Below are 16496 nucleotides of genomic sequence, written 5' to 3'. Positions count from 1 at the left end.
AATGCGGTAATTCAATGCAATACAGGCTGCCAGTTGCCAGGGCGCATGTTCCTAGCGCGGGGCAACCGTTTAGGACAGGTCGCGACCTGTCCCTACATTTTTATTTGGGTCTGTAGGGGCAATCCCTTGTGGTTGCCCATTACGTTTGCACCCGCGTTAGGGCAACCACAAGGGATTCCCCTACGATTTTTACATCGTCACCAACGCTTTCATGAATCCGTCTGGGCGGTTGGTCAGGGCATGAAAGGCCTCTTCCATATTCTCCAGCGGGAAGGTATGGGTGTAGAGAATTTCAGGTTTCAGGCGGCCACTTTCCACGGCGTCTACGGCTTCTTTTATGCCGTCCAGGTACATCTGCGGGTCGCGTTCGTGGGCGTTGATGACGTCAAGGCCGCGCCAGTTCCAGAGTTGGATGTTCACCTGGCGCATGCCGTCTTGGTGGAAGCCTGCGATGATGAGTTTGCCACGTTCCTTGCACAACTCGCCTGCTAGATTCAGGGGCCACTCCTTGCCAGTGCACTCAATGACGCGGTCGCAGAAGACGCCGCCCGTGAGTTCCTTTACCTGCTCAATGATTTGGTAATGGTCGTTCATGGCGATGGTTTCATCGGCTCCGCACTTAGTGGCGATGTCCAGAGAGAACGGGCGCTGGGAGATGGCAATAACCCTGGCGCCCGCCTCTTTAGCCAATTGAACCAGTAAAGCGCCTAAAAACCCGATGCCTAGTATAGCCACGGTCTGACCTGCTTTGATGTCGGAGCGTTTGAAGATGTTCATAGCGCAGCCCAACGGCTCGCCTGGGAACGGTTTGCCTGCCAAGGACTCGGGTAGTTTTACTACGGATGTTGCCTCGGCCACATCATAGGCGGCGTAGGAGTTGTAGGAGAGGGCAGCTACGCGGTCACCTACTTTCAGGTCTTTCACGTCTTCGCCCACGGCGTCTATTACGCCCCAGCCTTCATGGCCTGGGTTGCCCGCAGAAACAGGATAGGTGAACCAGTCACGTCCTTCCCACACGGGAATATTGGAGGCGCAGAGGCCGCAGCCTTCCAGCTTGATGCGCACTTGGGTGGCGGTTGGCTCGGGCAGGGCTACTTCTTGTATTTCAACTTGCTTGGGCGCAATTAACACCGCCGCGGCCATGGTGGTGGCAACGGCGGTGTCTGGAGTGTCTTGTAAAATATCGGTTTGCATAAAACTAAGCGACGGCTACGTTATCGGTTTCGGCTTCAACGGCGGTGGCAACGGGGGCGGGCAAAGACACTTCAATGCCTCTGGTTTCGCAGAGCCACTGGTAGAGTTTGGCAACGCCTTCCTGCACGCTGTTCTTGGGGTACCAGCCCGTGGCTTCGTGGAACTTGCGGATGTCAGACACATAATAGTGCTGGTCGCCAGGGCGCCAATCACCGAAGCTCAGGTTCACTTTCTTGCCACGGTAGGTGCCAATCAGGTCTAAGAGTTCTAACAAGCTGGTGGTGTTTTTCACGCCGCCGCCAATGTTGAACGCCTGCCCCGAGAGGTCTTTCATGTTCTCCTGCGCGAGCAAGAACGCGTCTACCAGGTCTTCCACGTACAAGATGTCGCGTACCTGTTTGCCGTCGCCGTAGATGCTGATGGGCTTGTTTTCAATGGCGCGTATGGCGAAGTGCGCTACCCAGCCCTGGTCTTCATTGCCGTACTGGTGCGGACCGTAGATGCAGCTCATTCTGAACACCACGGCAGGCAGGCCATAGGTACGGGCGTAGTCTACCACGTACTGGTCGGCAGCGCCTTTGGAACAGCCGTAGGGGCTGTGGAAATCCAGCGAACGGGCCTCTGAAATACCGTTGGCTTTGATGGTTTTGTCTGAGGGGTTGTAGCGGGTGCCGTTCTCAATGAAGCGCAAATCCTCCAAGCCGCCGTACACTTTATTGGTAGAGGTGAACACCAGCGGGGGCGGCGTTTTTTGGGCTCTGATGGCTTCCAGCACGTTCACCACGCCACGGGCGTTGATTTCAAAGTCCTGGATTGGGCCTGTCAAAGAAGTAGTCACCGCTACCTGCGCCGCGAAGTGGAACACTTCATTGGCGTATTTCATCACGCGCTTCACCGACTGCAAATCACGGATGTCGCCTACGTACACTTCCAGCTTGTCGCCGTAGTTTTCGTGCAGCCACTGTAGGTTACGCTCTACACCCGTGCGGGAAAGATTATCAAAAATGAGCACGCGCTTGCCTTGCTCTAAAAGGCGCTTGGCCAAGTTGGTGCCCACAAAGCCAGCACCGCCCGTTACCACAGAATAGCGCTCCTGCTCAGAGAACTTCTCTTTGCGCTGTATGAAGTTGAATTTCTCCAGCCCCTCCAATCCATTTTCGGCCCAGAGGCGGTACAGGAGTTTGGGAGAGCCGTCTGTGTTTTTCAGCCCGAAGAAATATTCGCGGTCGTCCACGTGGAACCCGCCTACGGTAGAGCGCTCCAAATCCAAGTCATGCAGGCTGTACCAGTACACTTTGTTCACGGCCTGTTGGCACACGTTGCGGAACTCCTGCAGTTGTTTGAACTCGTCGTGTTGCCAGGTGGAGAAACCTGCTTCGGTAATCCAGAGCTCGGCTTTGGAGTTGTTGTGGTTCAGGACTTCGCGCACGCGGGAGATGTTGGTTTCCCAGCCTTCCCACATCTGGTCGAAGACATCGGGGAATCCGTGAATACCTACGGCATCAATGTACTGCATCACGCCGCGGTCAAACATGAGCTGCAGCCAGTTAGGGTCAATGGGACTCATGCCGCCCAGCACGGTTTTCTTACCGCGGTGCTTCGCCCAATAAGCCGCGCCGCCAATCATTTCGGCAAACTTGTCCCAGCTGTGGTCTAGCGTGTAGTCATATTCTACTTTGTTGTTCGGCTCGTTCCAGAGTTCTACCCACTCAAAGTGCTCGCCCAAGTCTGTGATAATCACGTCCAGAAAATCGGCGAAGGCTTTTAAATCTCTGGGCGGGGAAGAGGTTTTGGCTACCTCGCCTAAGGATGGTGGGGTGTATAAAAAACATGGCAGTACCTTCACCTGTTGGGCGAGGGTAGGGATGAGCCAGTCATACCATTCTTTGCCGCTTGGGGTGTAGTAGTCGGCCCAGGAGATGCCCGTTCGCAGTTCGGTTACGCCCAGTTCTTTCAGCTCCGCGAGGACTTTTTCTACGCGGGCGTGTTCATTGGGCTGGAACCATTCCACAATGCCAATGGTGGGGGCGGCGAGGGAGGTGTGTTTTGTTTTGATATTATTCATAGCGTTTTTAGCTTCTTTTGGGAAAAACAGGTCAGAAACGCGGGCTTAAACCGTTAAGCCTCTAGCGGCCAACTCGGCGCTGGCCTCACTCACGCGGTCATACGCAATCTGTCCCTCCAGCCAGTCGGCCAGCTCAGTTAATCCGCTGTTAAAGTCTACCTGCGGGTAAAAGCCCAGTACCTCTTTGGCCAGGCTGATGTCGGCGTAGCAATGACGGATGTCGCCCACGCGGTACTTGCCCGTGATTTCTGGCATCAACTCCTGCTTGCCCATTACCTCGGCCAGACGCTCGCCAATTTCTCTGATGGTGTAGTTGTTGCCGCTGCCCACGTTAAACACTTGGCCCGCGGCTTCTTCTTTCTCCATGGCTAAACGACAAGCCAAGGCCACATCACGCACATGCACGAAGTCGCGCTGTTGGTTTCCGTCCTCAAAAATCATGGGCGCATTGTTGTTCAGGAAGCGCGAGGCGAAGATGGCCAGCACACCCGTGTATGGGTTAGAGAGCGCCTGGCGCGTGCCGTACACGTTGAAGAAGCGCATGGCCACCGTAGGGATGTTGTAAGCACGGCCCACCATTAAGCAAAGGCGTTCCTGGTCATATTTAGAAAGCGCGTACACCGATGATAGCGACGGGATTTTAGATTCTGGCGTGGGCACCGGCTGTAACTTTCCGCCTTGGCCGTCTTTCAGTTCCCATTCACCAGCCTTCAGTTGCTCCAACCCGCGCTCGGCGGCAATCACTTTCTCACCCGTAGGGGAAGTATAAAGCCCTTCGCCGTAAATGCTCATGCTGGAGGCCACTACCAACTTACTCACAGGCTTCTCAATGAGGCACTCCAGTAAAACGGCAGTGCCGATGTTATTCACATCGGTGTACTCCTTGATTTCATACATGCTCTGGCCCACGCCTACCATGGCGGCGAAATGGAACACAGCGTCTACGCCCTCCAAAGCTTTCATAACGGCGGCTTTGTCACGCACGTCGCCTATCTGCAGTTCTACAGCTGGGTTCAGGTACTCGGGGCGCTCGCAGTCTTTGCCGTGCACCTGCTCCGAAAGGTTGTCCAGCGCACGGACTTCATACCCAAAGTTGATTAATTCATCTGCCAGGTGCGAGCCAATAAAGCCTGCACCGCCTGTAATCAAGACTTTCTTTTTCATAGTCATTCGTGGGTGTTTTTTAGGGGGTTAAAAGGGTTGCGGCGTTGGCCGAATGGTGAGGTGGTTCAACGAGACATGCCGCGGTTGCCGCAAGGCAAACAGCACGGTCTCGGCCACTTCATCAGCACTTAAGGCTCCGTACCCGATAGATTCTACTGTGTTATATCCAGAAATGGTGTTTTCAAAGAAGTGGGTGTCCGTAACCCCTGGGGCGATGGTGGTGACCCTTAATTTGGGCAGCGTCTCCTGCCGCAAAGTTTCCGCGATGATGTTGAGCGCACTTTTGCTGGCCGCGTAAATGCCACCGTACGGGTACGCCTGCCCCGCTGATACGGAGCTGATGATAATCACATCGCCGTAGCCTTTTTCCACCATGGCGGGGGTGAACGATCTGATAAGTCTTAGGGTACCCATGAGGTTTAGTTCCAGCACTGCTTGCCATTTAGCAGGGTCGCCCTCAGTAAGTTTCTCATGTATTCCACGTCCAGCACAGCATATCAGCACGTCTGGGTGCCCGTGGGTTTGGGTTATGTGGTTGTAAAGCTTGTCAACGTCTTCTGGGTTGGTGACATCACAGAGGCAATGGTCAATTTCAGCTGACCCGTCCCAAGGCACTACATCGGCTACAATAACCTTTATGCCAGCTAATGCCAGCTTCTCCGCAATAGCTCTTCCAATTCCAGACGCTCCGCCGCTAACCAGAGCGAGGGAAGGAGTAGAAGAGGAAGGATCTTTTACCATAGAAGAAGATGCTGAATAATTTCTATATAGCTTTTTTGCTTTTAAAGCTTCAAAACGTGAAAGCGTAGGGTAGGGTTGTAGAAGAAGCTTCTTCTTCGTATAAATACGGATGTGCGTTTTAGTTGAAGCGTTGTGGAAAAGGTGGTGGAAAAGTGTCGGTAAATAGGATTGTTAAAATTGTACTCCTGGTGAAGGTAGATTTCTCTTTGAAGACTAAGGTGGGGTGCTAAAGTATTATATTAAGATTTTTACAGGCTTATATACTGGCCATAGAACCACAGATTTATAATGTTGAAAAATATATGGCCATAATTGCAACTATAGCTGATAGAGTTACTACCAGAAGAAGAGAAAGCGTTCAAAGAAGAGGCTGCAATAACTCTGGTTCTTTGAAGAAATATGGAGAAAGGTAATGTGTGTTTTTGGCCTGTTTTTCTTAGAACAAGCCGAAAACACACATTACCAACTATTCTTTGCTCAAAAGATCTCAAAGTATCCTGCAGGTGCAAAAAATGAATAAAAAAGCCCTCACAGGATTAGAAATACTGTGAGGGCTCTCCACTTATTTTAGGCCTGTTTTTCATGAAACAGGCCTAAAACAGCATTACAAAATATCGTTCCGCTTGTCCTCGGTAATGGTTAAAAGTACCTTTTCTACGTTACGATCAGTTTTTTCAATAATGTTGAATTCATACACCCCATGCACCACTGTGTCACCAATGTCTGGGATGCGGCCATAAATCATATTGATAAAGCCGCCGACGGTTTCGTAGTCATCGCCTTCAGGTAAAGGGTAGGGCAGGAAGTCATTGGCATCTTGAATAGAGGCACCTGGTACCACTTTGTATTTAAAGTCACCTACTTTCTCTACAATGGGCACTTCTTCATCATACTCATCCTGAATCTCGCCAACCAGTTCCTCTATGATGTCTTCAATGGTGACAATGCCCGAGGTTCCGCCAAATTCATCTGACACCACGGCTATGTGCATGCGGTTGCTCTGGAAGTCTTTGAGCAGGCGGCTGATGCGTTTGGTTTCAGGTACAAAGTAGGCTTGTCGCATAAGTTTCTCCAGACTGACTTTCTCACCGGCCCTTAACACCACCAGCAGGTCTTTCACATACAAGATGCCCACAATGTTGTCAATGGTGTCGCGGTAAACGGGAATGCGGGTGTAGCCTTCGTTGAATACCACTTCAAAAATTTCATCTTCGGTGGAGTCTAAGTCAAGGGCTATGAGTTTGGTGCGGGGCACCATGATCTGCTTGACCATGCGCTCGTTAAACTCGAATACATTCTCAATTAGTTCTTGTTGGCTATTGCCAATCTCGCCGCTTTCGGCGCTCTGCTCAAACAAAAGGCGAAGTTCCTCGGCGGTGTGTACCTCAGAGCCGTGCATGGGCGTAATGCCAACCCTCCGCAGAATAAAATTAGAGAACCCATTCAGCACCCAGATAAAAGGCAGCAGAATGTAATATACAATCCGCAGCGGAATGGCTACGGCCAACGTGGTTGACTCGGGCCGCTGAATGGCCAGCGATTTTGGAGCCAGCTCCCCAAACACAATGTGCAGCACCGTTATCACAGCAAAGGAAATAGGCAAGGCAATCTGGTGAGCTAACTCAGGGTCTGGGGCAAAGCCCAAGGCATGCATGATCTCAATTACAATTTCAGACACCACACCCTCGCCAATCCATCCTAGCCCAAGAGAAGCAAGGGTGATGCCCAATTGCGTGGCAGATAAATAGGCATCTAGGTGCCCTATCATGTGGTGGGCCACTTTGGCCAGACTGTTACCAGCCTGTGCTCTCAGTTCTATTTGGGACGAGCGTACCTTTACCAGCGCAAATTCAGCGGCTACAAAGAACCCGTTCAGCGCTACCAGAAAAAGGGTTAAAAAAATGTTGAGTATCATAGTTGGTCAGAGGTTGCCAGGGTACAGGCAGACCACATGCGTCAAATTTAACGGTTTATCTGCACTATCAAAGTGACGGTAATCGTTTCATGTACGTGAAATCATGCAGAAAGTAAAATCTGGTGTACAGGCGGAAACCTGAGTTAGTACGGGTTTGTAAGGTAATTGTGTAAATTTGCTTTTCTTCTGCAAAAGGTTGCCTGTAGCACAATACCTTCGCTCCGGTTTTTTTCCTGCGCAGCTTGTTAGTCTTAAAAAAATCAAATGAATAATAAATTCTGGAACCGTACCTGGTTACTGCTGTTGCCTTTGTTCTTCTTGCTGATAACGGCACAGGGCCAGATTCTGAAACCAGCTACTTGGAGTTATGAAGCCTCTGCCAAAGAGGTGAAAGTAGGCGAGGAGGTGGAACTGATTTTCAATGTAAAGATTATCCCTAACTGGTATCTCTACTCTTCTGACTTTGACCCAGATTTAGGACCTATTGTCACCTCCTTTACGTTTCAAAAACACCCTTCTTACGCATTGGTGGGTAAGATTAAGCCTGTAAACCCTAAGAAGAAGTACGATGATTTGTGGGGAGGGGAATACACCTATTTCACCAAGACTGCCCAGTTCAGGCAACGTGTTAAAGTTTTGCAACAAAACCTGGTGGTGAAAGGCAGTTATGAGTACCAGGTGTGCTCTGAGGTAACCGGTCAATGTATTCCAGGTGAAGGAGATTTCAGTTTTAATCAGATAAATGTATTGCCCGGTGCGGCACCGGCGGCTACAACTCCCGCTTCAGAAAAGAATGCGCCGGCAAACACGCCTGCTGCCGCTACCGGTAAAATAGACAATAATGCCCCTGCTCAGGCTAATGCGCAGCAGCCCAGCTTAGGCAGTACTACAGTTTCCAAGCCAGATCCGTTATTAACTACGCAACAGCCTGTAGCTTCTGCACCGGTAGATACTGCCACCCAATTGGCTGACAAAACGGGGGAGCAAGTGCCAACGGAAGCAGGTGTCACAGAACCTTCGGATAACATATCTCCCATTAATACGGGCACGGTTGCCGATAACGGTACAGCAGGTGTGGTTCCCTCTGAGAGCCTTTGGGCTTTCTTTTTGCTGGCTTTCATGTTTGGGCTTTCTGCGCTGGTGACCCCCTGCGTGTTCCCCATGATTCCAATGACGGTGAGCTTTTTCACCAACAGCAGTACCACCCGCGGGCAGGCTATCTTTAAGGCACTCGTGTACGGATTCTCTATAATTGCCATTTATACGGTGATTGGAGTCATCTTCGCCCGTATTTTCGGAGCATCTGAGATAAATTACTACCTCAGCACCCACTGGCTACCTAATGTGCTGTTCTTTTTGGTGTTCCTGGTGTTCGGGATGTCTTTTCTGGGATTGTTTGAAATTACCTTGCCGCACTCCTTAGTAAACAAAATAGATGCCCAAGCCGATAAAGGCGGGTTGTATGGAGTGTTTTTTATGGCGTTTACACTGGCGGTGGTTTCTTTTTCCTGCACGGGGCCCATTGTAGGCACAGTGCTCATTGCTTCTGCGGGCGGCGAAATTCTGAAGCCTGTGGTTGGTATGTTTGGTTTCTCACTGGCGTTTGCCTTGCCTTTCACTTTGTTCGCTATTTTCCCGAACCTGCTCAATAGCCTGCCAAAATCTGGAGGTTGGTTGAATTCTGTGAAGGTGGTGCTAGGGTTTCTTGAGCTGGCGCTGGCCCTCAAGTTCCTGAGCATTGCTGACCAGGTTTACCATTGGGGTATTCTGGACCGCGAGGTGTACCTGGCTCTCTGGATCGCGATTTTCTCTCTGATGGGATTGTATCTGTTGGGCAAGCTCAAGTTCTCGCATGATTCTGATTTGCCCTACCTGGGCGTGCCCCGCCTGATGCTGGCCATTGTCACCTTCTCGTTTGTAGTGTACCTTGTTCCTGGGATGATTGGCGCTCCATTGAAAGCACTTTCTGGGTACTTGCCACCACAGGCTACGCATGACTTTGACTTGTCGGCGCTATTAAGAGAGGGGGGAGAAAACGAAATTTGCGAGACGCCCAAATATGGTGATATCTTGCACCTGCCTCATGGGTTAAATGGTTATTTTGATTTAGAGCAAGCCAAGCGCTGCGCCGAGAAGCAGAATAAGCCCATATTTATTGACTTTACCGGCCATGGCTGCGTGAACTGTCGCGAAATGGAGGCCAACGTGTGGTCGCACCCCGAGGTTCTAAAACGCCTGCGTGAAGAGTTTGTGATTGTGGCTCTTTACGTAGACGACAAAACAGAACTAGCCCAAAACGAGTGGGTGACAAGCACCTATGACGGAAAGTTAAAAAACACCATCGGCAAGAAGAATGCTGACTACCAGATCACAAAGTTCAACGCCAATGCTCAACCTTATTATGTTATTATGGATGAAGAAGGCAACAAGCTAGTGCAAGAGCCCATTGCCTATGAGCCGAATGTCCAAAAGTTTATTCAATACTTAGACAAAGGCATAGCGGCGTATAAAGCCCATAATCAGGCCGAGTAGTTCCATTTCAGTCTACAATTTCCTGTGAGAACTTTGGTCTGTTTTAGGCTTACTTTTCAAAAACAAAGCCCAAAACAGACGTTGGTTCTCCTTTTTACTAATAAAGCATTTTAACCCTTAGTTTATAACCCTGCGCTCCGCCATGGAAGAAGTTCACACCAATGAAGCCCTCATTACCAACGATGCCGTTGTTTTTGGTATTCTAGTTGTTATACTGGCTATAGTATTCAAAACGTCCTCCAGTGAGCAACCGTTCTTTAAGAAGTTCTATGGTGTGGTGCCTTCTATTTTACTGTGTTACCTGATTCCTAGTCTTTTAAATTCGGCAGGTATCATTAACGGCGAAGCATCTAATCTTTATTTTGTAGCCTCTAGATATTTGCTGCCGGCAAGTTTGGTGCTGTTCACCATTAGCCTGGACTTAAAAGAAATCATCAAACTCGGCCCCAAAGCCCTCATCATGTTCTTGACTGGAACCGTGGGTATTGTATTGGGCGGACCTTTGGCCATCCTGCTTTTTTCAGCACTTGCCCCAGATGTAGTAGGCGGTGCCGGACCCGAAGCCGTTTGGCGGGGGCTTTCTACCATCGCCGGTTCCTGGATTGGTGGCGGTGCCAACCAATTGGCTATGAAAGAAGTTTTCCAGCCCAGCCCAACGCTTTTCTCAGCCATGATTGCGGTAGATGTGGTAGTAGCCAACGTCTGGATGGCTATTATGCTATACGGCGTAGGCAAAGGCGATATGGTGGACCGTTTCTTCAAGGCTGATACCACGGCTGTCACTAACCTCAAAAGCAAGATTGAAAATTACCGCTTAAGCATTACCAAAATTCCAACGTTGCCAGACACCATGTCTATTGTGGGCGTAGGCTTGGGAATAACTGGCCTTTCCCACTTTCTGGCTGATATTATTGCTCCTTGGATAAAAGAAAACGCTCCGTATCTGGAGCAATACAGCCTTACCTCGGGCTTTTTCTGGCTGGTGGTGCTGGCTACCGGCTTCGGGATTGCCATGTCATTTACCGGTGCCCGTAAATTAGAAGGAGTAGGAGCCTCGCGCATTGGCAGTCTGTTCCTGTACATTCTGGTGGCCACCATTGGTATGCAAATGGACCTACTGGCTATCTTCAGTAACCCGGGTCTATTCCTGGTTGGTTTTGTCTGGATAGCCTTTCATGCCTTGCTGCTCATTATTATTGGGAAGCTAATAAGGGCACCGTTCTTTTTCTTTGCAGTGGGTAGTCAGGCCAATGTGGGCGGCGCAGCTTCAGCCTCTATTATGGCAGGAGCCTTTCACCCCGCGCTGACGCCGGTAGGGGTTTTGTTGTCCATTCTGGGCTACGGACTAGGTACCTATGGGGCTTACATCTGTGCTTTGCTGATGCAGGCTATTGTGCAGTAGGTATAAATTCTGCTTTTCAAAATGTACTCTGAAAAAAAGGAGATCCCTGTGTCGTGTACCAATCTGGAGTATTATTAAAATAGCCTTCCTGTAATTTAAAGGGAGTTCTGGCTTGGAGGCATAGCTTCCATTTATTTCCACCTTGTGTTTTAGCCTTGCTTTTTCAAAAGTAAGACTAAAACACAAGGTGTTTTTTTTAGCCAATTCCTTAATCGCTCAAATTCAATATCTTATGTTTTATTTTCTTTTGTCAATGTTTTGGCAATAAAAGATGAGTGTTCTGTCAAGCTTGATCTGGTTGTATAGCGGTGCTATCAATTGATAGGTGTTGGGAATTTTTTCTATTTGTTACAGGTGAATAAAGTATAAAAAGATAAATTATCTACCAAAATGACCTTGCTCAATAAAATTATCTGCTGCATTGTATGTGTATAATTAATTTAGCTAATTAGAGATAACAGAGGCGGAACTACTGCTTTCAAAGCAGTAGATGTTTTCTTTAAATTCTAAAGATGAAGAAAGAAGTAATTCTGGTTATTGGCAGTAATGGGCAAATAGGGACGGCGTTATTACCAGTTCTGAAGGGAGCATACGGAGCAGCTAATGTAGTGTCATCAGACCTACGGGCGCCAATTGTGGAATCAGGAATTTTTGAGACACTAGATGCAACTAACGCTGACCAATTGGCAAATGTGGTGCGAAAGTACAGAGTCACTCAGATCTATCATTTGGCAGCTATTTTGTCGGCAAAAGGTGAGGCAGATCCGCTATGGGCTTGGGACCTGAATATGAAAACCCTGTTGAATGTGTTTGAGGTGGCGCGGGAGAATCAATTGGACAAAGTGTTTGTGCCGAGTTCTATAGCTGTGTTTGGGGCGAGTGCTCCAGTAACGGACACGCCGCAACTTACTTACCTAGACCCTGCCACCGTGTATGGCGTGAGCAAAGTGGCTGCGGAGAACTGGTCAGTTTATTACCACAAAAAATATGGTTTGGATGTTCGCTCTTTGCGATACCCCGGAGTGATTAGCTATGAAACCATGCCCGGCGGGGGGACTACGGACTATGCGGTAGACATTTTCCACAAAGCTGTATTAGGAGAGGAATATGAATGCTTTCTTAAGGAAGATACCTCTTTGCCAATGATCTACATGCCAGATGCCACTAGAGCAACGCTGGAGCTAATGGAAGCGGAATCAGACAAAATTAAAATAAGATCTTCATATAACTTAGCGGGAATGAGTTTTACCCCGGCAGAATTGCTTTCTTGTATTCAAAGTATTTTGCCTCATTTTAGTTCAACATTCAAACCTGATTTTAGGCAAACCATAGCAGATTCTTGGCCAAATTCTATAGATGATTCGATGGCGCGGCAACAGTGGGGTTGGAAACCAATTTATGATTTGTCCTCCATGACAAAAGACATGATTGAGCAGCTAACCAAAAAATACACTTTAGAAATAGCACATGAATCAAATAGGCAGGCGTAGCTGACTCGTGTTAGCTATTTCCCAATTCAGCTGAAGCTCTTATATGAATTCCTTAGTAACAGGTTGAAGTGAGAGTCATGTATTGTGATATTGGTAATGTAATTCTTGCGTTATTATGTATGTGAATGGTGAAAAGGATGGAACGGTGTAAATATTTATGGCTTTGTTGTCGGTGGTTAAAAAATTGTTAATTAATTTGGAGGCTGTTCTAGGGAGGTGATGTAGAAAAGAAAAACTTTCCTAACTCTAATAAATAACAGCTCTTCCTCTTTCCCATAGTATATAATTTGTTCCCGTATGGAGTCTTTGCCAATTAATGAGCCGCTAATAACCAATGATGCCGTTGTGCTTGGGATTCTTGTGCTCATATTGGCAGTTGTCTTTAAAACAGCGGCTAGCGAAAGACCAGTTTTTAAAAAGTTTTATTCGGTTGTTCCTTCCCTACTGCTGTGCTACCTCATTCCCAGCATCTTTAACTCTTTGGGTATTATTTCCGGAGAGACTTCTAAACTGTATACTGTTGCCTCGCAATATCTTCTGCCAGCCAGTTTGGTTCTCTTTACAATAAGCCTAGACCTGAAGGAAATTTGGAAACTGAGGCATAAAGCTGGGGCCATGTTTATTGCCGGAACGGTTGGAGTGGTGTTGGGCGGACCGTTGGCTTTGCTTTTGGTTGGTTCATTTGCACCTAGCCTTTTTGCTGGTGAGGGCTCTGAAGAAGTATGGCGCGGTTTGTCTACCGTGGCAGGCAGTTGGATAGGTGGTGGCGCCAACCAGTTGGCCATGTATGAAGTGTTCAAACCGAGCCCTAACCTGTTCTCTGCCATGATTGCGGTAGACGTAATTGTAGCCAGCCTTTGGATGGCTGTGGTGCTTTTTGGGGTGGGCCATGCCAAAAAAGTCGACCGCTTCTTTAAGGCAGACAGTTCTGCGGTGGAAGAACTGAAGAAAAAAGTTGAAGCGTACCAATTAGATAATCTTAAAATACCAACGCTGCCTGACACCATGATGGTAGTTGGCGTTGGTTTGGGTGTAACTGGCATTGCGCACTTCTTCTCAGACTTAATTGCCCCCTGGATAGCTGAAAATGCGCCGGAACTTAGTAAATTCAGCTTAACCTCTGGTTTTTTCTGGCTAGTGGTGCTTGCAACCGTGATAGGTGTTCTGCTGTCTTTTACCAAAGTGCGCAGATTAGAAGGAGTAGGCGCCTCTAGAATAGGGAGCGTGTTTTTGTATATCATGGTGGCTACCATAGGCATGCAAATGGACGTGACCGCCATTTACGGAAGCCCAATTCTGTTTCTGGTGGGTTTTGTCTGGATTGTCATCCACATTTTGCTTTTAGTGATTGTGGCAAAGCTGATCAAAGCTCCATTTTTCTTTCTGGCAGTCGGGAGTGATGCCAACATTGGTGGAGCAGCCTCGGCGCCCATCATTGCGGGTGCGTTCCATCCGGTGTTGGCACCAGTGGGGGTGCTGTTAGCAATTTTAGGCTATGCCCTCGGAACGTATGGAGCTTACCTATGCGGCCTGTTGATGCAATCTATTTCAGGGTAAAGTTTAATTAAAAATAAGGCTGCCGTTAAGTGGACTGCAGATGTAGAGAGAAAATTCTGAGTACTTACTAATACCACCACTAACAACAAAAAAATTAATATGATGAAAAAAATTACTCTCTTACTTGCTTCCTGCTTCGTCTTGGGGCAGAATAGCTTTGCTCAAACAGGCATAAACGATCCACTAACCGCAAGCGCTGATCAGGTGATGTTGAACTTCATTCAGAAGTGGAACATTCCTGGTGGAACTTATGCCATCACTTCCCCAGATGGGCGTATCATTTACCACAAGTCTTTTGGCTACGCCGATGCAGATCTAGATGATGGGACCAACAGAGAAGTGCTTCAGCCATACCACCTGTTTAGAATAGGTGATCTGTCGCAGCACATTACTTCCGTTGCCATCATGAAGTTAATAGAGGAAGGAAGGCTGAACATGAATGATTTGGTCTTCGGTCCAACTGGTGTTTTAAAAGACCATCCAGTTTTCTCACAGGCAAACATTACCGATAGCCGTGTATTTAATATTACTGTTTACCATCTGCTACAAGACCTTTCTGGCTTAGGCCCCGGAAGGAACTGCTTTACTAACCCAACCACTCCTTACTCAGATGGCCAAGTAGGCGGCTGTCAGCCTTTGCATGTTCCCTTGCATGTAGCCCATACCTATGGTCTTGATAGAGCTACCCCAGAGGCTTACATCCGGTATAACTTGGAGAAAGGGCTCAACTGGGAACCAGGCTATGACACCGTAAAAGACAGCGGCATGAACTACATGGTCCTAGGCGAAATAATTGAAGAAATAACAGGCACGTCTTATGAAAACTATGTAAAGACAGCCCTTTTGGCACCACTCGGGATCTTTGATATGCACATAGGCAGAAGCCTTCGCTCAGACAAATTGGAGCGTGAGGTAGAATACAAAGGCGATGATGGAACTTGGCTTTCAAGCTACAATGCAAATGAAGTAGTTCCTTGGGAGTACGGCGGATGGAATGTTGAAACTCAAGGCCCTTATGCCGGTTGGGTTGCTACAGCCAAAGACATGCTTAAGTTTTTAGCTGCCACCGATGGTAGAGGCCCGCAGCCAGATATTTTGAGTGAGGCTACCATTAACACTATGACTGCCAAATTACCAAACTGGCCTACTTACAACTCTGCCCAAAGCTGGTGGGTGAGTGGCCAAGGAGGTGTTACCAGTTCTTGGTGGAATTTTAGCCAAGCCCTCACCGGTACTTCTGCTATGTACGGGAGAATTGCTAACGGTTTAAATTTTATTATTCTCTTTAACCGGTACCCTTATGGCGTGGTAGATGGTAATTTAAGTCACAACCCTTACATCAATGAACTTGATGCGCTTTGGGCGGGGGTGTACAATGCCTTCACCGGAATACCTACCTATGACTTAATGGCATCACCCACCATCAACAGTAAAGACATCACGTTTGCCAACGCCACCAGCACGTCAGTAGACGTTTCCTGGACTAGCGGGAACGGTGACAAAAGAATGTTAGTGGTAAGCCAAGGCGGAACACCGGTAGCATCTTATCCTTTAGAAGGGGCAACTTATACTGCCAACGCTTCATTTGGTTCTGGCGCAGATTTAGGTTCAGGGGCATTTGTGGCCTATAATGGCACTGGTAACAGCATAACCATTACAGGCTTGTCTCCAGAAACTGCTTATTCTTTTAAAGTATATGAGTACAACCAGAACACTACTACTGGTGATCATGCCTTGTACTTGTTGGGCCAGAGTGCCGCTGCCAACTTCACCACACCAAATGCCTTAGGAATAGCAAAAGAGGCTGATAGCAAAGCTATTGGGGTGTATCCAAACCCATCTAACGGCTATGTGAACATTAACTTAACAGCCTTGCCAGGAGAAGCCAAGAGCGCTGAAGTAACCATTGCGAACATGCAGGGTGTTCAAGTGCTTAGCGCCACCCTAAACGGAAAGGCAGGTGGAGTAGATGCTAAAAACCTTACTCCCGGGGTGTACATCATGAGAATCAACGTGAAAGGAACTACCTACACCAAACGGTTCGTGAAGATCTAATTTAATATGGTACAATTCAGCCAGAGAATTCGGGTTGAATGAATAGTAAAAAGCTATCAACAGGAGTAAGCCACCAATGACAGGCTTATTCCTGTTGATTTCTTGACGGAAGCTTTTCTAAGCATAACCTTATTGCTGAGGGAAATAGATCAGCTGTAGTTTTAGTGCCTGTTTTAGACACGTTTTTCTGAAATCAGGCTTAAAACAGAAACAAAGTGTTCATTTCGTGCTAGGGGGTTAGTGAATTTTTAGAGCTTATAGAACAGAGGGGAAGGTCAAGGGTGGAAAGGCTGGTATTCTGTAGTTTAAATGTCTGCAGAAAGAAGAACCCCAAAAATACATTGGAAACCTGAGTATACTCAGGTGTAACACACAGCGCTA

General features: G+C 48.1%; 10 protein-coding genes. 5 read left to right on the top strand and 5 right to left on the bottom strand.

Going from position 1 to position 16496, the window contains the following annotated elements:
* Nucleotides 1–189: 189 nt before the first annotated feature.
* The 5 genes from A8O23_RS08160 to A8O23_RS08140 all read right to left on the bottom strand — a co-directional run bounded on the left by A8O23_RS08160 (nt 190) and on the right by A8O23_RS08140 (nt 7079).
* Nucleotides 190–1194 carry an MDR/zinc-dependent alcohol dehydrogenase-like family protein gene (locus tag A8O23_RS08160; protein WP_204377681.1) on the bottom strand — a complete coding sequence of 335 codons (1005 nt, stop codon included), beginning with the start codon at nt 1192–1194 and terminating at the stop codon, nt 190–192.
* Nucleotides 1195–1198: 4 nt separating this feature from the next.
* Nucleotides 1199–3259 carry an SDR family NAD(P)-dependent oxidoreductase gene (locus A8O23_RS08155; RefSeq protein WP_082882955.1) on the bottom strand — a complete coding sequence of 687 codons (2061 nt, stop codon included), beginning with the start codon at nt 3257–3259 and terminating at the stop codon, nt 1199–1201.
* A gap of 45 nt (nt 3260–3304) precedes the next feature.
* Nucleotides 3305–4423, bottom strand: a complete 1119-nt coding sequence (locus A8O23_RS08150) for an NAD-dependent epimerase/dehydratase family protein (protein WP_066619277.1) — start codon at nt 4421–4423, stop codon at nt 3305–3307.
* A 27-nt stretch (nt 4424–4450) separates the two neighbouring features.
* Nucleotides 4451–5164: an SDR family oxidoreductase gene (locus tag A8O23_RS08145; protein ID WP_066619273.1), complete on the bottom strand. Its 714-nt coding sequence runs from the start codon at nt 5162–5164 to the stop codon at nt 4451–4453.
* A gap of 604 nt (nt 5165–5768) precedes the next feature.
* Nucleotides 5769–7079, bottom strand: a complete 1311-nt coding sequence (locus tag A8O23_RS08140; RefSeq protein WP_066619271.1) for a hemolysin family protein — start codon at nt 7077–7079, stop codon at nt 5769–5771.
* Nucleotides 7080–7343: 264 nt separating this feature from the next.
* Here A8O23_RS08140 and A8O23_RS08135 point away from each other — a divergent pair, with 264 nt between their 5' ends.
* From A8O23_RS08135 to A8O23_RS08115, 5 genes are all read left to right on the top strand, one after another.
* Nucleotides 7344–9611: a protein-disulfide reductase DsbD family protein gene (locus A8O23_RS08135; RefSeq protein ID WP_066619268.1), complete on the top strand. Its 2268-nt coding sequence runs from the start codon at nt 7344–7346 to the stop codon at nt 9609–9611.
* A gap of 142 nt (nt 9612–9753) precedes the next feature.
* Nucleotides 9754–11013 (top strand): DUF819 family protein, encoded by a 1260-nt coding sequence (locus A8O23_RS08130; RefSeq protein WP_066619265.1) that lies wholly within the window; start codon nt 9754–9756, stop codon nt 11011–11013.
* A 512-nt stretch (nt 11014–11525) separates the two neighbouring features.
* Nucleotides 11526–12503 carry an NAD-dependent epimerase/dehydratase family protein gene (locus A8O23_RS08125; RefSeq protein ID WP_066619262.1) on the top strand — a complete coding sequence of 326 codons (978 nt, stop codon included), beginning with the start codon at nt 11526–11528 and terminating at the stop codon, nt 12501–12503.
* A 297-nt stretch (nt 12504–12800) separates the two neighbouring features.
* On the top strand, nt 12801–14060 hold the full coding sequence (locus tag A8O23_RS08120; RefSeq protein ID WP_066619260.1) for a DUF819 family protein: 1260 nt from the start codon (nt 12801–12803) through the stop codon (nt 14058–14060).
* Between the two features lie 99 nt (nt 14061–14159).
* The gene (locus A8O23_RS08115) at nt 14160–16115 is read left to right on the top strand and encodes a serine hydrolase (protein WP_066619258.1); all 1956 of its coding nucleotides are present in this window, start codon (nt 14160–14162) and stop codon (nt 16113–16115) included.
* Nucleotides 16116–16496: the final 381 nt, after the last annotated feature.

The organism is Rufibacter roseus (assembly GCF_001647285.1).
GTDB lineage: Bacteria > Bacteroidota > Bacteroidia > Cytophagales > Hymenobacteraceae > Nibribacter > Nibribacter roseus.
The sequence above is the reverse complement of the archived record's forward strand: the minus strand, read 5'-3'. Positions and strand labels throughout refer to the sequence as shown.